Annotated in this window: 13 protein-coding genes, 1 tRNA gene and 3 rRNA genes; 4 read left to right on the forward strand and 13 right to left on the reverse strand. The window is 52.4% G+C overall.

All coding sequences use genetic code 11. From position 1 onward, the window contains the following. Position 1 precedes the first annotated feature (1 nt). From dsbA to ACT9TW_RS05085, 3 genes are all read right to left on the reverse strand, one after another. Positions 2-625, reverse strand: a complete 624-nt coding sequence (gene dsbA, locus ACT9TW_RS05075) for a thiol:disulfide interchange protein DsbA (RefSeq protein WP_182063047.1) — start codon at positions 623-625, stop codon at positions 2-4. A 27-nt stretch (positions 626-652) separates the two neighbouring features. Beyond that, positions 653-1,639 carry a serine/threonine protein kinase gene (locus ACT9TW_RS05080; RefSeq protein WP_315687369.1) on the reverse strand — a complete coding sequence of 329 codons (987 nt, stop codon included), beginning with the start codon at positions 1,637-1,639 and terminating at the stop codon, positions 653-655. Between the two features lie 75 nt (positions 1,640-1,714). After that, positions 1,715-1,984, reverse strand: a complete 270-nt coding sequence (locus tag ACT9TW_RS05085; RefSeq protein WP_014072418.1) for a YihD family protein — start codon at positions 1,982-1,984, stop codon at positions 1,715-1,717. Between the two features lie 68 nt (positions 1,985-2,052). On the opposite strand from ACT9TW_RS05085, the gene mobA reads away from it, so the two are divergent. Beyond that, the gene (gene mobA, locus ACT9TW_RS05090; protein ID WP_182063049.1) at positions 2,053-2,637 is read left to right on the forward strand and encodes a molybdenum cofactor guanylyltransferase MobA; all 585 of its coding nucleotides are present in this window, start codon (positions 2,053-2,055) and stop codon (positions 2,635-2,637) included. After that, positions 2,634-3,137 (forward strand): molybdopterin-guanine dinucleotide biosynthesis protein MobB, encoded by a 504-nt coding sequence (mobB, locus tag ACT9TW_RS05095; protein WP_182063050.1) that lies wholly within the window; start codon positions 2,634-2,636, stop codon positions 3,135-3,137. The genes mobA and mobB overlap by 4 nt, the downstream gene beginning before the upstream one ends. Positions 3,138-3,236: 99 nt before the next feature. Here mobB and rrf read toward each other — a convergent pair. The 4 genes from rrf to ACT9TW_RS05115 form a co-directional block, all read right to left on the reverse strand. Then, positions 3,237-3,352 (reverse strand): 5S ribosomal RNA (gene rrf, locus ACT9TW_RS05100). A 71-nt stretch (positions 3,353-3,423) separates the two neighbouring features. Next, a 23S ribosomal RNA gene (locus ACT9TW_RS05105) occupies positions 3,424-6,329 on the reverse strand. 194 nt (positions 6,330-6,523) lie between these two features. After that, positions 6,524-6,599: transfer RNA gene (locus tag ACT9TW_RS05110), tRNA-Glu, on the reverse strand. 86 nt (positions 6,600-6,685) lie between these two features. Continuing rightward, positions 6,686-8,225: ribosomal RNA gene (locus ACT9TW_RS05115) — 16S ribosomal RNA — on the reverse strand. Together the 16S, 23S and 5S rRNA genes with 1 tRNA gene alongside form the textbook arrangement of a ribosomal RNA operon. Before the next feature lie 480 nt (positions 8,226-8,705). On the opposite strand from ACT9TW_RS05115, the gene ACT9TW_RS05120 reads away from it, so the two are divergent. Together ACT9TW_RS05120 and mdtD are read left to right on the forward strand one after the other, a co-directional pair. Next, positions 8,706-9,413, forward strand: coding sequence for a FadR/GntR family transcriptional regulator (locus tag ACT9TW_RS05120; RefSeq protein ID WP_182063051.1), 708 nt, complete (start codon positions 8,706-8,708; stop codon positions 9,411-9,413). Further along, positions 9,410-10,843 carry a multidrug transporter subunit MdtD gene (gene mdtD / locus ACT9TW_RS05125; protein ID WP_182063052.1) on the forward strand — a complete coding sequence of 478 codons (1,434 nt, stop codon included), beginning with the start codon at positions 9,410-9,412 and terminating at the stop codon, positions 10,841-10,843. The genes ACT9TW_RS05120 and mdtD overlap by 4 nt, the downstream gene beginning before the upstream one ends. Here mdtD and rbsR read toward each other — a convergent pair. The 6 genes from rbsR to rbsD all read right to left on the reverse strand — a co-directional run bounded on the left by rbsR (position 10,809) and on the right by rbsD (position 16,662). Next, positions 10,809-11,801: a ribose operon transcriptional repressor RbsR gene (gene rbsR, locus ACT9TW_RS05130; protein WP_182063053.1), complete on the reverse strand. Its 993-nt coding sequence runs from the start codon at positions 11,799-11,801 to the stop codon at positions 10,809-10,811. The two genes, mdtD and rbsR, sit on opposite strands and share 35 nt — an antisense overlap. Positions 11,802-11,804: 3 nt before the next feature. After that, the gene (gene rbsK, locus ACT9TW_RS05135) at positions 11,805-12,734 is read right to left on the reverse strand and encodes a ribokinase (protein WP_446492680.1); all 930 of its coding nucleotides are present in this window, start codon (positions 12,732-12,734) and stop codon (positions 11,805-11,807) included. A 107-nt stretch (positions 12,735-12,841) separates the two neighbouring features. Continuing rightward, entirely contained in the window at positions 12,842-13,732 is an 891-nt protein-coding gene (gene rbsB, locus ACT9TW_RS05140; RefSeq protein WP_182063054.1) for a ribose ABC transporter substrate-binding protein RbsB, read from the reverse strand. 27 nt (positions 13,733-13,759) lie between these two features. Beyond that, on the reverse strand, positions 13,760-14,725 hold the full coding sequence (gene rbsC, locus ACT9TW_RS05145; RefSeq protein WP_119936500.1) for a ribose ABC transporter permease: 966 nt from the start codon (positions 14,723-14,725) through the stop codon (positions 13,760-13,762). A 4-nt stretch (positions 14,726-14,729) separates the two neighbouring features. Continuing rightward, positions 14,730-16,235, reverse strand: coding sequence for a ribose ABC transporter ATP-binding protein RbsA (rbsA, locus tag ACT9TW_RS05150; RefSeq protein ID WP_182063496.1), 1,506 nt, complete (start codon positions 16,233-16,235; stop codon positions 14,730-14,732). 7 nt (positions 16,236-16,242) lie between these two features. Then, positions 16,243-16,662, reverse strand: a complete 420-nt coding sequence (rbsD, locus tag ACT9TW_RS05155; RefSeq protein WP_182063055.1) for a D-ribose pyranase — start codon at positions 16,660-16,662, stop codon at positions 16,243-16,245. Positions 16,663-16,694 lie beyond the last annotated feature (32 nt).

Raw genomic sequence — 16,694 nt, forward strand, 5'->3', positions numbered from 1 at the left:
CTTACTTCTTCTCAACCAGATATTTCACGGTATCGGCATACTGTTGTACGAAGATATCCATGCTGCTGGTATCCATGCCCTGCATGTTCAGCTGGTATTTGCCGTTAACATACATCGCCGGAACACCCTGCAATTGCAGGTCGGCTGCCGCTTTCTCTTGCTGAGCAACCAGAGATTTCACCACGAAGCTGTTCCAGGCCGCGTCATAATCTTCGCCCTTCACACCCGCATCAACGAATACTTTACGGATATCAGCAGTCGTTTGCACAGTCTGGGTTTTCTGCACAGCTTCAAACATTGGGGAGGTGATCTTGTCTTCCACACCCAGGGCAATGGCAACCGCCCACGCCTGAGTCAGGTCTTTGCCCAATGGGCCCAGGAACTCAACGTGGTACTTGGTCATTTTGGTGCCTTCCGGCAGCTTTTTCTTCACGTTGTCAGAAACATGCAGCACCTGCTCAAACTCATAGCAGTGCGGGCAATAGAACGAAAAGAACTCCAGAACCTGTGGCTCACCCGCTACTGGCTTCTCGAGCGTGATGAACTGCTTGCCGTCAGTAAACTGAGCAGCAGAAGCGCTAAATGCCAGAATCATACCTGCCAGCGCCAGCCAAATTTTTTTCATGATCAACTTTCTCCTGGGTGTGTCCAATTAATACATCGGCGTTAATTGCAGAGGGGGTTCCTGAAGAACCTTAACCTGCTCGGTAAATGTGGATATCTGGTTGCGCCAGTAATCCTCCCCGGTAAGCCACGGGAAATTTCGGGGAAATGCGGGGTCATCCCAACGCCTGATTAACCATGCGAGATAATAAACAAAACGCATCGCACGTAAAGGTTCAATCAGGGCAATTTCGTCTGAATTAAAGGGACTAAACTCTTCATAAGCTTCAATGATGGTTTCAAGCTGCATACGCTGCTCGGCTTTGTCCCCATTGAGCAGCATCCACAGATCCTGAACGGCTGGCCCCATTCGGGCATCGTCCAGGTCAACAAACAGTGGGCCATCACGCCAGAGAATATTACCGGCATGGCAATCCCCATGCAGACGAAGCACTGGAATATCGTCGCGCCAGCATGACTTCACCGCATCGATTAGTTTATCCGTCGCAGCGAGGAAATTATCTTTCAGCATTGCCGGGATAAGTGCTGACGATTCGAATACCTGACGTGGCTCCTGAAGATATTCCTGAATGCCCATGGTCGGGCGAGCAATAAACGGTTTTTTACGGCCAGTCTGATGGATTCGCCCAAGATAACGCGCAACCCATTCCATTTGATCGATATTGTCGGCTTCGAACTGGCGGCCACCCAGGCTGGGAAATACAGCAAAGTAGAATCCCTGGTGAGTGAGCAACGTCTGGTTATTGAATTTCAGCGGCGCGGCAACAGGGACATCGTCCTCCAGCAGATCGTGGGCAAACTGATGTTCTTCCTGGATTTGCTCCGCGGACCAGCGCTCGGGGCGATAAAATTTAACGACAAAACGCTGCCGATCCTCGTCCTGAAATTGATAGACGCGGTTTTCGTAGCTATTTAAGGGAGTTAACCCGGAATCCACCCGAATACCCTGCTCAAAAAGGGCATCCATAATGGTATCCGGGTGCAATGTCTGGAAAGTAAAAGCCTGGTCGTTCATCCGATCATCCGGAAAATATACGAATGATTCAGGATATCATCTTGTGGCGATTTCGGAGTCGCCGCTTACAAGCTTTTACTCTTTAATTACGCCACGTGCGCGCAGTAATGCGGTTTTAAAATCTTCCTCATAATCTTTCTGAATACCCGGAATAACAGCATCTTTTGCAGAGTCGCGCATTTTAAGGTGATAGATCAGGATGTCATCAGAAAGGTCTGTCAATTCACCGTCATAACCTGACTCTTTCGCCAGTTTCTGCAAAAATTGCATCAGGTTCAGCTCTGGCTCTTTTTGCCAGGCCGGCTGGAGGAGTTCAATAACTTCATTCAGACGTTTACATTTCATGGTGGTGCTCCTTTCATTTAGAAAGACACGTTAGCAGGGTCAATCCCACAATAAAAGAGGCGATATTCGTGAATCGATATCAGGAAATTACCGGTGTCGTTCTGGCAGGCGGAAGAGCAACGCGTATGGGAGGGAAAGATAAGGGGCTTGAGGAGCTAAACGGTAAGCCCTTATGGAAACATGTCGCCGACACTCTGTCAGGCCAGGTCGCATCAATCGCCATTAGCGCTAACCGCAATATCGATATTTATGAGCGTAGCGGATTTGCAATCTATCAGGATAAGCTTGCTGATTACCCGGGTCCTTTGGCTGGAATGCTCTCGGTGATGCAGCAATCTCAGGGGGAGTGGTTTCTTTTTTGCTCGTGTGATACGCCTTTTATTCCGTCTTGCCTTGTTGAGCGCATGGCGATGCAACGAGGCGTATCACCCGTTGTCTGGGTACATGATGGTGAACGGGATCATCCAACAATTGCATTAATTAACAAAGCGTTAGTCCATGACCTGCAAACTTATCTTGCGGCGGGTGAAAGGCGAGTGATGGTATTTATGCGCCAGTCTGGCGGGCATTCTGTTGATTTTAGCGATTTGAAGTCGGCGTTTATCAATGTGAACACAACGGAAGATCTTCAGCTGATGCAGGTGAAACGATGACACCGATTTTGGCCATTTCAGCCTGGAGTGGAACAGGTAAAACCACACTCCTGAAAAAACTGATACCTGCCCTTTGCGATAAAGGGATCCGCCCGGGGTTAATCAAACATACTCATCACAATATGGACGTAGATAAACCCGGTAAAGACAGTTACGAACTTCGCAAAGCAGGTGCAGCGCAGACGATGGTGGCAAGTACCCAGCGCTGGGCATTAATGACTGAAACGCCTGATGAGGCACCGCTGGATCTCGCTTATCTGGTCAGCCGGATGGATCATTCGTTGCTGGATTTGGTCCTGGTGGAAGGATTTAAACATGAAGCAGTACCGAAAATACTGCTTTTCAGACGCGATGCGGGGCACGATATCGCTGAATTAACGCTGGATGAACATGTTATTGCAGTGGCCAGCGATATAGGGTTAGACCTGCCAGTACCGGTTCTTGATTTGAATGATGTGGACGGGATTGCAGAGTTTATTATGACATGGAGTGCGGCCTGACTTGCCGGGTGGCGGCTTCGCCTTACCCGACCTACAAAATTCGATGGTTCAGAAACGCAAAAAGGCCATCCTTGCGGATGGCCTCTTCACTTAATTGATGCCTGGCAGTTCCCTACTCTCACATGGGGAGACCCCACACTACCATCGGCGCTACGGCGTTTCACTTCTGAGTTCGGCATGGGGTCAGGTGGGACCACCGCGCTAAAGCCGCCAGGCAAATTCTGTTAATCTGTATCAAAGCTGAAAATATTCTGTCTCTCAACCGCCGAAACAGCTTCGGCGTTGTAAGGTTAAGCCTCACGGTTCATTAGTATCGGTTAGCTCAACGTATCGCTACGCTTACACACCCGACCTATCAACGTCGTAGTCTTCAACGTTCCTTCAGGACCCTTAAAGGGTCAGGGAGAACTCATCTCGGGGCAAGTTTCGTGCTTAGATGCTTTCAGCACTTATCTTTTCCGCATTTAGCTACCGGGCAATGCCATTGGCATGACAACCCGAACACCAGTGATGCGTCCACTCCGGTCCTCTCGTACTAGGAGCAGCCCCCCTCAATTCTCCAGCGCCCACGGCAGATAGGGACCGAACTGTCTCACGACGTTCTAAACCCAGCTCGCGTACCACTTTAAACGGCGAACAGCCGTACCCTTGGGACCTACTTCAGCCCCAGGATGTGATGAGCCGACATCGAGGTGCCAAACACCGCCGTCGATATGAACTCTTGGGCGGTATCAGCCTGTTATCCCCGGAGTACCTTTTATCCGTTGAGCGATGGCCCTTCCATTCAGAACCACCGGATCACTATGACCTGCTTTCGCACCTGCTCGAGCCGTCACTCTCGCAGTCAAGCTAGCTTATGCCATTGCACTAACCTCCTGATGTCCGACCAGGATTAGCTAACCTTCGTGCTCCTCCGTTACTCTTTGGGAGGAGACCGCCCCAGTCAAACTACCCACCAGACACTGTCCGCAACCCGGATTACGGGTCTACGTTAGAACACCAGCCATTAAAGGGTGGTATTTCAAGGTCGGCTCCACGCAGACTGGCGTCCACGCTTCAAAGCCTCCCACCTATCCTACACATCAAGGACCAGTGTTCAGTGTCAAGCTATAGTAAAGGTTCACGGGGTCTTTCCGTCTTGCCGCGGGTACACTGCATCTTCACAGCGAGTTCAATTTCACTGAGTCTCGGGTGGAGACAGCCTGGCCATCATTACGCCATTCGTGCAGGTCGGAACTTACCCGACAAGGAATTTCGCTACCTTAGGACCGTTATAGTTACGGCCGCCGTTTACCGGGGCTTCGATCAAGAGCTTCGCGTTGCCGCTAACCCCATCAATTAACCTTCCGGCACCGGGCAGGCGTCACACCGTATACGTCCACTTTCGTGTTTGCACAGTGCTGTGTTTTTAATAAACAGTTGCAGCCAGCTGGTATCTTCGACTGATTTCAGCTCCACCCGCAGGGGCTTCACCTACACATCAGCGTGCCTTCTCCCGAAGTTACGGCACCATTTTGCCTAGTTCCTTCACCCGAGTTCTCTCAAGCGCCTTGGTATTCTCTACCTGACCACCTGTGTCGGTTTGGGGTACGATTTGATGTTACCTGATGCTTAGAGGCTTTTCCTGGAAGCAGGGCATTTGTTACTTCAGTACCGTAGTACCTCGTCATCACACCTCAGCGTTAAAAAGAGTCCGGATTTACCTAAACTCTCCGCCTACATGCTTAAACCGGGACAACCGTCGCCCGGCTAACATAGCCTTCTCCGTCCCCCCTTCGCAGTAACACCAAGTACAGGAATATTAACCTGTTTCCCATCGACTACGCCTTTCGGCCTCGCCTTAGGGGTCGACTCACCCTGCCCCGATTAACGTTGGACAGGAACCCTTGGTCTTCCGGCGTGCGGGCTTTTCACCCGCATTATCGTTACTTATGTCAGCATTCGCACTTCTGATACCTCCAGCACCCCTCACAGGACACCTTCAACGGCTTACAGAACGCTCCCCTACCCAACAACGCATAAGCGTCGCTGCCGCAGCTTCGGTGCATGGTTTAGCCCCGTTACATCTTCCGCGCAGGCCGACTCGACCAGTGAGCTATTACGCTTTCTTTAAATGATGGCTGCTTCTAAGCCAACATCCTGGCTGTCTGTGCCTTCCCACATCGTTTCCCACTTAACCATGACTTTGGGACCTTAGCTGGCGGTCTGGGTTGTTTCCCTCTTCACGACGGACGTTAGCACCCGCCGTGTGTCTCCCGTGATAACATTCTTCGGTATTCGTAGTTTGCATCGGGTTGGTAAGCCGGGATGGCCCCCTAGCCGAAACAGTGCTCTACCCCCGAAGATGAATTCACGAGGCGCTACCTAAATAGCTTTCGGGGAGAACCAGCTATCTCCCGGTTTGATTGGCCTTTCACCCCCAGCCACAAGTCATCCGCTAATTTTTCAACATTAGTCGGTTCGGTCCTCCAGTTAGTGTTACCCAACCTTCAACCTGCCCATGGCTAGATCACCGGGTTTCGGGTCTATACCCTGCAACTTAACGCCCAGTTAAGACTCGGTTTCCCTTCGGCTCCCCTATACGGTTAACCTTGCTACAGAATATAAGTCGCTGACCCATTATACAAAAGGTACGCAGTCACACCACGAAGGTGCTCCCACTGCTTGTACGTACACGGTTTCAGGTTCTTTTTCACTCCCCTCGCCGGGGTTCTTTTCGCCTTTCCCTCACGGTACTGGTTCACTATCGGTCAGTCAGGAGTATTTAGCCTTGGAGGATGGTCCCCCCATATTCAGACAGGATACCACGTGTCCCGCCCTACTCTTCGAGTTCACAACCTGTGTGCTTTCGTGTACGGGGCTATCACCCTGTATCGCCGGACTTTCCAGACCGTTCCACTAACACACAAGCTGATTCAGACTCTGGGCTGCTCCCCGTTCGCTCGCCGCTACTGGGGGAATCTCGGTTGATTTCTTTTCCTCGGGGTACTTAGATGTTTCAGTTCCCCCGGTTCGCTTCGTTAAGCTATGTATTCACTTAACGATAGTGTGTCGGAACACACTGGGTTTCCCCATTCGGAAATCGCCGGGTCAAAGGTTCATATCACCTCGCCGGCGCTTATCGCAGATTAGCACGTCCTTCATCGCCTCTGACTGCCAGGGCATCCACCGTGTACGCTTAGTCGCTTAACCTCACAACCCGAAGATGTTTCTTTCGATTCATCATCAAATTGCGAAAATTTGAGAGACTCGAACACACCACTTAAGGTGTGTCGTTTCAATTTTCAGCTTGATCCAGATTTTTAAAGAGCAAATATCTCAAACATGACTCACTGAGTCAGTTTTGAGATACGGGGGTCGGCGACTTTCACTCACAAACCAGCAAGTGGCGTCCCCTAGGGGATTCGAACCCCTGTTACCGCCGTGAAAGGGCGGTGTCCTGGGCCTCTAGACGAAGGGGACACTGAAGTCTGCTTCGGCAAGACGCCTTGCTATTTACTTTTCATCAGACAATCTGTGTGAGCACTACAAAGGCAGGTTCTTTAAGGTAAGGAGGTGATCCAACCGCAGGTTCCCCTACGGTTACCTTGTTACGACTTCACCCCAGTCATGAATCACAAAGTGGTAAGCGCCCTCCCGAAGGTTAAGCTACCTACTTCTTTTGCAACCCACTCCCATGGTGTGACGGGCGGTGTGTACAAGGCCCGGGAACGTATTCACCGTAGCATTCTGATCTACGATTACTAGCGATTCCGACTTCATGGAGTCGAGTTGCAGACTCCAATCCGGACTACGACATACTTTATGAGGTCCGCTTGCTCTCGCGAGGTCGCTTCTCTTTGTATATGCCATTGTAGCACGTGTGTAGCCCTACTCGTAAGGGCCATGATGACTTGACGTCATCCCCACCTTCCTCCAGTTTATCACTGGCAGTCTCCTTTGAGTTCCCGGCCGAACCGCTGGCAACAAAGGATAAGGGTTGCGCTCGTTGCGGGACTTAACCCAACATTTCACAACACGAGCTGACGACAGCCATGCAGCACCTGTCTCAGAGTTCCCGAAGGCACCAAAGCATCTCTGCTAAGTTCTCTGGATGTCAAGAGTAGGTAAGGTTCTTCGCGTTGCATCGAATTAAACCACATGCTCCACCGCTTGTGCGGGCCCCCGTCAATTCATTTGAGTTTTAACCTTGCGGCCGTACTCCCCAGGCGGTCGACTTAACGCGTTAGCTCCGGAAGCCACTCCTCAAGGGAACAACCTCCAAGTCGACATCGTTTACGGCGTGGACTACCAGGGTATCTAATCCTGTTTGCTCCCCACGCTTTCGCACCTGAGCGTCAGTCTTTGTCCAGGGGGCCGCCTTCGCCACCGGTATTCCTCCAGATCTCTACGCATTTCACCGCTACACCTGGAATTCTACCCCCCTCTACAAGACTCTAGCCTGCCAGTTTCGAATGCAGTTCCCAGGTTGAGCCCGGGGATTTCACATCCGACTTGACAGACCGCCTGCGTGCGCTTTACGCCCAGTAATTCCGATTAACGCTTGCACCCTCCGTATTACCGCGGCTGCTGGCACGGAGTTAGCCGGTGCTTCTTCTGCGAGTAACGTCAATCACCAAGGTTATTAACCTTAATGCCTTCCTCCTCGCTGAAAGTACTTTACAACCCGAAGGCCTTCTTCATACACGCGGCATGGCTGCATCAGGCTTGCGCCCATTGTGCAATATTCCCCACTGCTGCCTCCCGTAGGAGTCTGGACCGTGTCTCAGTTCCAGTGTGGCTGGTCATCCTCTCAGACCAGCTAGGGATCGTCGCCTAGGTGAGCCATTACCCCACCTACTAGCTAATCCCATCTGGGCACATCTGATGGCAAGAGGCCCGAAGGTCCCCCTCTTTGGTCTTGCGACGTTATGCGGTATTAGCTACCGTTTCCAGTAGTTATCCCCCTCCATCAGGCAGTTTCCCAGACATTACTCACCCGTCCGCCGCTCGTCACCCAGGAGCAAGCTCCCTGTGTTACCGCTCGACTTGCATGTGTTAGGCCTGCCGCCAGCGTTCAATCTGAGCCATGATCAAACTCTTCAATTTAAGTTTGATGCTCGTGAATTAAACTTCGTAATGAATTACGTATGTTCACTCAGAGACTTGGTATTCATTTTTCGTCTTGCGACGTTAAGAATCCATGTCACTTTGAGTGCCCACACAGATTGTCTGATAAATTGTTAAAGAGCAGTGCAACGTGGCTTTCAGCTCACCGTTGCGAGGTGGCGTATATTACGCTTTCCTCATTCAGAGTCAAGCATTTATTTTCGCTTTTCTCTGTTGGCGTTCATCTCTGAACCCCGCTAACCCGGCGGCTTGTAAGCCGTTGTTCCGTGTCAGTGGAGGCGCATTATAGGGAGTTATTCTGAAGTGACAAGAGGAAATTTAAAAAAAGTTTCTGACCGTGTTTTTTTTCACCAAAACATACTAAATCAAGCTACAAATTGTTCTATTTGATGTATTTGCAACCACAATCACACTCCAGGTGGCATACTTACCAGCATGAACAATTAAGGAATAAGAGCGATGCCCTTAAGCGCACAACAGCTGGCAGCACAAAAAAACTTATCGTATGTGTTGGCAGAAAAGCTGGCTCAGCTGATCTTAGCGGGTAAATATGCCCCTGGTTGTATCCTGCCAGGCGAAATGGAACTGGGTGAGCAGTTTGGGGTAAGCCGTACTGCCGTTCGCGAAGCAGTGAAAACATTGACGGCAAAAGGGATGGTATTGCCACGCCCGCGCATAGGGACTCGCGTTATGCCTCAGGGTAACTGGAATTTCCTCGACCAGGAGCTGCTCTCCTGGTGGATGACGGAAGATAACTTCCATCAGGTTGTTGATCATTTCCTGGTAATGCGCAGCAGTCTTGAACCTCAGGCGTGCCTGCTTGCCGCCACGCTCGGTAGTGCAGAACAAAAAGCGGAGCTGAATACCTTAATGGAAGAGATGGTCTTCCTGAAGAAGCACTTCAATCGCGAACGCTGGGTTGAAGTGGACATGGCCTGGCATGAGCACATCTATTATATGAGCGGTAATCCGTTCCTGACCTCGTTTGCTTCTCTGTTCCATTCGGTTTATCACACCTACTTCACCTCAATTACACAAGATGAAGTGGTGAAGCTGGATCTGCATCAGGCCATTGTTGATGCGATTCAGGACAGTGACGGGCAACGCGCCCAGAGTGCATGTCAGGCATTGCTGGCAGCGCCAAACCACCAGCAGGAAAATAAATGACCGAGAAAAAAGCACGCAGCATGGCCGGATTGCCGTGGATTGCAGCCATGGCGTTCTTTATGCAGGCACTGGATGCCACCATCCTTAACACCGCTCTCCCTGCGATTGCCCACAGTCTTAACCGTTCTCCGCTGGCAATGCAGTCGGCCATTATCAGTTATACCCTGACGGTGGCGATGCTTATCCCGGTCAGCGGCTGGCTGGCAGATCGCTTCGGCACCCGCAAAATCTTTATGCTGGCCGTGACCTTGTTTACCCTCGGCTCCCTGGCCTGTGCGCTTTCTACATCCTTAACGCAGCTGGTAATCTTTCGCGTACTTCAGGGAGTTGGCGGGGCGATGATGATGCCTGTGGCACGCCTGGCGCTGTTACGGGCCTATCCGCGCAGCGAACTGCTTCCCGTGCTTAACTTCGTTACCATGCCTGGGCTAGTAGGCCCGATCCTGGGCCCGGTCCTGGGCGGCGTGCTTGTGACCTGGGCAAGCTGGCACTGGATATTCCTGATTAACATTCCGATTGGTATCACAGGGCTTCTCTATGCCCGCAAATATATGCCGGACTTCACCACCCCCAAACGCAGCTTTGATATGGGGGGCTTTTTCCTGTTTGGCCTAAGCCTGGTACTGTTCTCCAGCGGGATGGAGTTGTTTGGCGAGAAGATCGTGGCAACGTGGATAGCGGTATCCATTATTCTCAGCGGCATTCTGCTTTTGCTTCTTTATATACGTCATGCACGCCGCCACCCGACGCCACTTATCTCGTTGTCTCTCTTTAATACTCGAACGTTTTCAGTGGGTGTTGCCGGAAACATTGCCTCGCGGCTGGGTACAGGTTGCGTTCCCTTTCTGATGCCGTTGATGTTGCAGGTCGGTTTTGGTTACCCGGCATTGATTGCTGGCTGCATGATGGCGCCCACGGCAATGGGGTCGATTCTGGCCAAATCAACCGTGACACAGGTGCTGCGCTGGTGCGGTTATCGTAAGACGCTGGTTGGTGTGACCGTATTTATCGGCCTGATGATTGCACAGTTCTCGCTGCAATCCGCAGCATTACCGGTCTGGATGCTCATCCTGCCGCTGTTTGTTCTGGGGATGGCGATGTCTACGCAGTTCACTTCGATGAATACCATCACGCTGGCAGACCTGACAGATGAGAACGCCAGCAGCGGGAATAGCGTGCTGGCGGTTACTCAACAGTTGTCGATAAGCCTGGGGGTTGCCGTGAGTGCGGCGGTACTGCGGTTCTATGAAGGATTCGACAGCGCAAACACCGTCGAGCAATTCCATTACACCTTTATCACGATGGGCGCGCTTACCGTTGTCTCTGCGCTGGTCTTTATGTTGCTAAAACCCAAAGATGGCCGAAACCTGATCAAAGAACGCCACAAACCAAAGGTTAAACCGAACCCCGTTCCATCAGAACAGGAGTAAGCTGCAAACGTTGCTGTTGCAGTGCGGGCTGCGCCATACGATGGATCAGCACATCAATGGCCAGCTCCCCCAGTTCATCTTTTGGCTGATGAATAGTGGTCAGCGGTGGGGTCATGTAGCTGGCCAGTTCGATATCATCGTAACCGATCACCGCCATATCGCCTGGAATACTCAACCCGGCCTGATACAACGCCTGATAAGCACCAAATGCCATCGCATCGTTGCCAATAAATACCGCCTGCGGACGTTGTGCCTGTGCCAGCAGCTTTTGCATGGCCTCTAACCCGCCGTTAAATTCAAAGTCGCCGGTAATGCAATATCCCTCAGGAATGGAAAGCCCTGCCCGCGCCATTGCGGAGAGATATCCTTCAAGACGTAAACGGGCCGGCGTTTTATCCAGTGGCCCCGTGATACAGGCAATGCTGGTATAGCCTTTATCGATCAGGTATTGCGTTGCCATATCACCACCCAGCAGCGAGTTATCCTGAATCAGATCGCTGGTGCCGTCGAACGGTGCCCAATCCATCATCACCGTAGGAATAGAAGGGTAGCGCTGAATAATCTCTTTTGAGGGCTGATGCGTTTCGGTACACAGCAGCAGTAACCCGTCGACGCGTTTTTGCATCAGCGTTTCAAGGTTACGGTTCATGCGCTGCTCGTCGCCTTCGGTATTACACAACACCAGGCTGTAGCCGCGCTCAAAGCAACTACGCTCTACGCCACGCACAAGTTCGGAATAAAACGGGTTGGTACTGGCGGTAATGAGCATCCCGATGGTACGGGTCTGGTTGAGCTTCAGACTACGAGCCAGCGCCGACGGCGCATAGTTGAGATCTTTTACCGCGGCTTCGACTTTTTCCCGAATCGCCTCGCTGACAAAGCGATCGTTATTGATAACGTGGGAGACAGTAGAAGTAGAAACGCCCGCCATGCGGGCGACATCTTTCATTGTGGCCAAGCGTTACCCCTGCTGACTTAAGAATTCATCGATCTCTTTACGCCACGGAACGGAAGGCTGCGCACCTTTGCGGGTGACCGCGATAGCGGCAGCGGCATGAGCAAAACGAATGCCCTCATCCAGCGCTTTACCTTCCAGCAACGCCGTCACCAGCGCACCGTTAAAGGTGTCTCCGGCCGCAATGGTATCAATGGCTTTAACCTTAAAGCCCGGTACGCGGCGGCCTTCACCGTTGACGCTGGCCCACACACCGCGGCTGCCGAGGGTAATGATAACGTTGCTGATACCTTTTTCGTGCAGCGCTTTCGCCGCACGCGCCGCATCGTCGTCATTTTCCACACGAATACCGGTCAGCTTTTCGGCTTCGGTTTCGTTAGGGGTAATGATATCCACCAGCGCCAGGAGCTCATCTGATAATACACGGGCAGGCGCCGGATTAAGTACGACGGTGGTATGATTTTCATGCGCAATCTGGGCCGCAGCCAGTACGCTTTCCACTGGGGACTCCAGCTGCATCAACAATGCTTCTGCACTGGCAATAATTTCGCGCTGCGCCTCAACGCGTTCGGTTGTCAGCGCCGCGTTAGCCCCTGCATGAATACCGATGACATTCTCACCTTCCGCATTAACGAAAATCAGCGCTACGCCGGTTGATTCCCCGGCCACCACGCTCACTGGCGCAATGTCGATGTTATCGCTTGCCAGCTGTTTACGTACACGCTCACCCGTATCGTCATCACCCGTGCAGGCAATAAACGCAATATGTGCGCCGCTGCGCCCGGCAGCAACGGCCTGGTTTGCGCCTTTGCCGCCAAATGCCACCTGGTACTGATTACCCGTGACGGTTTCACCGGGTGTCGGGAAAGATTCAAGGTTAAGAATGTGATCGGCATTGATACTGCCAAGAACAACGAGGTTGCCAGCGGTTTTCATGTATGAGGTGTCCATCTGAGAGCGCCACCGGGATTAACCGGTGGCGTATGCCACACTTTTCTTTGTATTTTGTCCATCAGGCCGCCAGTGACGGCCTGAATCGCATATTACTGCTTGATGACCAGTTTCAGGTCAACTGGATATTTTGCCTGAACCTTTTCGCCCTTCAGCACTTTATCAGCAGTCTGAACACCTGTTGCGCCAATCTGCTCAGGCAGCTGAGCGATGGTCGCAGCCAGTTTGCCATCATTTACTGCTTTTTCACCATCCGGAGTACCGTCAAACCCGACAACCATCACATCAGATTTACCGGCAGTTTGCAGAGCACGCAGCGCACCCAGCGCCATTTCGTCATTCTGTGCGAATACGGCCTGGACATCAGGGTGTGCGGTCAGCAAGTTCTGCATCACGTTCAGACCTTTAGTACGGTCGAAGTCGGCAGGCTGGCTGGCCAGAACGTTAAATTTGTGTGCTGCAACAGCCTGCTGGAAGCCTTCGCCACGTTCACGGGCAGCGGAAGTACCGGCGATACCCTGCAATTCGATAACTTTCGCGCCTTCACCAGCTTTCTTCGCGATGTAATCACCGGCGATTTTGCCGCCCAGAACGTTGTCAGACGCAATGTGGCTGACGACATCACCTTTAGATGCCTGACGGTCCAGGGTGATCACCGGGATTTTCGCCTGGTTTGCCATTTTCACGGCGTTACCCACAGCGTCGGAATCGGTTGGGTTAATCAGCAGGATTTTGGTGCCACGAACGGTTAAGTCCTGAACGTTAGCCAGCTCTTTCGCCGGGTTGTTCTGGGAGTCCAGTACAATCAGGTTATAACCCAGTTTGTCCGCTTCTTTCTGCGCGCCATCCTTCAGAGAGACAAAGAACGGGTTGTTCAGCGTTGAGACCACCAGCGCGATGGTGTCTTTCGCCATTGCGTTAGCACTTACGGTTGCGCTCAGCGCCACAGCAGAAACCAGGGTAGCCAGTTTTTTCATGTTCATATCTAAGATGTCCTGTAGTGTCGTCAGTTACTGTTTTTTGTTGTCTACCAGTACCGCCAGCAAAATCACTACCGCTTTAACGATCATCTGGTAATAGGAGGAAACACCTAACAAATTCAAACCATTATTCAGGAAACCGAGGATCAGTGCGCCGATCAATGTCCCAACAATGCGTCCTTTACCGCCGGCAAGACTCGTACCGCCCAGCACCACCGCCGCAATGGCGTCCAGCTCATAACCTGTACCCGCCGTAGGCTGCGCAGAAGAGAGACGCGCCACTTCGATGATGCCCGCCAGTGACGCCAGCAAGCCGCACAGGGAATACACAATAATTTTGACTTTATTGACGCTGATACCAGAAAGGCGAGTCGCCGCTTCGTTACCGCCCAGCGCATAGATATAGCGTCCCAGACGGGTGTGATGCAGCATGTACCACGCCGCCAGGAAGACGATAGCCATGATCCAGACCGGCGTCGGGATACCCAGCGGGCGACCGATACCGAACCAGCCAAACAGATCGGCGTTATCCGTAAAGCCGGTGTTCACCGGGCTGCCGTTGGTGTAAACCATGGTCACACCGCGCAGCAGCAGCATCATTACCAGCGTGGCAATGAACGCCTGGACGCGGCCTTTCGCCACAATCACGCCGGTCACGGCACCAATCGCCGCACCTGCTGCCAGTGCCGCAGCCACGGCCACCAGCGCGTTGACCTCAATCCCTACAATTGAAGCCGCAATCGCACCGGTGAGCGCCAGCAAGGAACCAACGGACAGGTCGATCCCCGACGTCAAAATCACCAGCGTCATCCCGACCGCCATAATGGCGTTTACAGAAGTCTGCTGAAGAATGTTGAACAGGTTATTAACGGTGAAAAAGTTCGGGCTCATGGTGGACACAATCGCGATCAGCACCAGCAGGGCAATCAGCGATTTTTGTTCCAGCAGCCATGCCTTGGTGAAATAACGGCGACCAGAAACAGCCTGGGTAGTCATCTTCTTACTCCTGATTCACGCGATTAAGCTTGCCCACAGCGGCAGCCATCAGAACTTCCTGGGTGGCCTGCTCGCGAGTGAATTCACCGCCGAGATGCCCTTCATGCATGACGATAATGCGATCGCTCATGCCTAATACTTCTGGCATCTCGGAAGAGACCAGAATGATGCTCAGACCGTCGGCCTTGAACTGGTTAATCAGCTGATAAATCTCTTTTTTCGCGCCCACGTCCACACCACGGGTTGGCTCATCAAGGATCAGCACTTTCGGGCGCGTCATCAGACCGCGCGCAATGGCCACCTTCTGCTGATTACCGCCGGACAACAGGCCAATTGCTTGCTCCATCGACGGCGTTTTGACGTTAAAGAGACGGATAAAATCGCTGACCGCCTGCTGTTCGTCTTTGTGCTTCAGGCTACCACCGCTATGGCTGAAATAGCGCAGTGCGGTAAGAGACATATTCTCTTTCACCGACATGCCCAGAACTAAGCCGTCGCGCTTACGGTCTTCAGAAATATAGACGATGCCATTCGCCAGACCATCTTGCGGAGAGCGAGTGACAACTTCATGGCCATCAAGGGTGACATAACCGCTGGTGCGCGGCAGTGCGCCGTAGAGCACTTTCATCAGTTCGGTACGTCCCGCGCCCATCAGGCCCGCTACGCCGAGGATTTCACCCTGACGCAGGGTAAAGGTTACATCGTTCACACCCGGTCCGCAGAGGTTGTCCACCTTCAGGCGGATTTCTCCCGGCGCTTTATCCAGATGCGGGTACTGATCTTCGAGCTTACGTCCCACCATCATTTCGATCAGGGTATCTTCGGTCAGCGTGGCCACTTCGCGCTCGGCAATAAACTGCCCGTCGCGGAAGACGGTTACGTCGTCGCAAATCTCGAAGATCTCTTTCATACGGTGAGAGATATAGACAATCCCGCGCCCCTGCGACTTCAGCTCGCGGATAACACGGAACAGGGATTCGGTTTCGGTATCGGTCAGGGCGTCGGTCGGTTCATCCATAATGATGACCTTTGACTCAAAGCTCAGCACCTTAGCGATTTCCACCATCTGCTGATCGCCGATGGAGAGATCGCCCACCAGGCGGTCGCTTTTAAAGCGCAGGTTCAGCTTCGCCAGCAGTTTGTCCGCTTCGGCGTACATCGTTTTCCAGTCGATTTTGCCAAACCGGTTTACGAATTCGCGCCCCAGGAAGATGTTTTCCGCAATGGTGAGTTGCGGGATCAGGTTCAGCTCCTGGTGGATAATGCCGATACCGGCTTCCTGGGATGATTTTGGGCCGTTGAAGGTGGTTTCTTTACCCAGCCACGTGAGTGAGCCTGCATCGCGTTGATAGATACCGGTCAGCACTTTCATCATGGTGGATTTGCCAGCGCCGTTTTCGCCCACCAGCGCCATCACGCGCCCGGCGTATACGTTCAGCGCGGCACCGGAGAGGGCTTTTACGCCAGGGAACGATTTATCGATCCCTTTGAGTTGCAATAATGCGTCCATGATGGCCTCAGAAAGTGACGCCAGCACAGAGAATAATATTCGCATACGGGGAACACTCCCCGCTGCGAATCACCGCCTGACTGTCTGCGGTTTGTTGTTTGAACTGTTCGTGCGTTGTGTAACGAATTTCTATGGTGTTTCCCTGGTGTTTTTGCAGTTGCTCAATGTGGCCGAGCAACGTTTCGTGGAGTTGCGGATTATGTTGTTTGATCTCCGTCGCGAGAATGGCTGCCTCAACCTGCATCTCCGCTGTTACCACGTCCAGTACCTGCATAAACGAGGGCACGCCCTGCGTTAACGCCATATCGATACGGGTTGTGCTGCGCGGAACCGGTAAGCCTGCATCGCAAACCACCAGCGTATCGGTATGCCCAAGACGGGAGATAACCGATGAGATTTCTGAGTTGAGTACAGTGCCTTTCTTCATTTTCTTGCTCCACTAGCGAAACGTTTCGCTGA

The organism is Enterobacter sp. C4G1, assembly GCF_052886895.1.

What these genes read in the sequence shown, in the direction of transcription:
- dsbA (WP_182063047.1), bottom strand. Translation starts at nt 625, where the DNA reads ATGAAAAAAATTTGGCTGGCGCTGGCAGGTATGATTCTGGCATTTAGC.
- ACT9TW_RS05080 (WP_315687369.1), bottom strand. Translation starts at nt 1,639, where the DNA reads ATGAACGACCAGGCTTTTACTTTCCAGACATTGCACCCGGATACCATT.
- ACT9TW_RS05085 (WP_014072418.1), bottom strand. Translation starts at nt 1,984, where the DNA reads ATGAAATGTAAACGTCTGAATGAAGTTATTGAACTCCTCCAGCCGGCC.
- mobB (WP_182063050.1), top strand. Translation starts at nt 2,634, where the DNA reads ATGACACCGATTTTGGCCATTTCAGCCTGGAGTGGAACAGGTAAAACC.
- ACT9TW_RS05120 (WP_182063051.1), top strand. Translation starts at nt 8,706, where the DNA reads ATGCCCTTAAGCGCACAACAGCTGGCAGCACAAAAAAACTTATCGTAT.
- mdtD (WP_182063052.1), top strand. Translation starts at nt 9,410, where the DNA reads ATGACCGAGAAAAAAGCACGCAGCATGGCCGGATTGCCGTGGATTGCA.
- rbsK (WP_446492680.1), bottom strand. Translation starts at nt 12,734, where the DNA reads ATGAAAACCGCTGGCAACCTCGTTGTTCTTGGCAGTATCAATGCCGAT.
- rbsB (WP_182063054.1), bottom strand. Translation starts at nt 13,732, where the DNA reads ATGAACATGAAAAAACTGGCTACCCTGGTTTCTGCTGTGGCGCTGAGC.
- rbsC (WP_119936500.1), bottom strand. Translation starts at nt 14,725, where the DNA reads ATGACTACCCAGGCTGTTTCTGGTCGCCGTTATTTCACCAAGGCATGG.
- rbsA (WP_182063496.1), bottom strand. Translation starts at nt 16,235, where the DNA reads ATGGACGCATTATTGCAACTCAAAGGGATCGATAAATCGTTCCCTGGC.
- rbsD (WP_182063055.1), bottom strand. Translation starts at nt 16,662, where the DNA reads ATGAAGAAAGGCACTGTACTCAACTCAGAAATCTCATCGGTTATCTCC.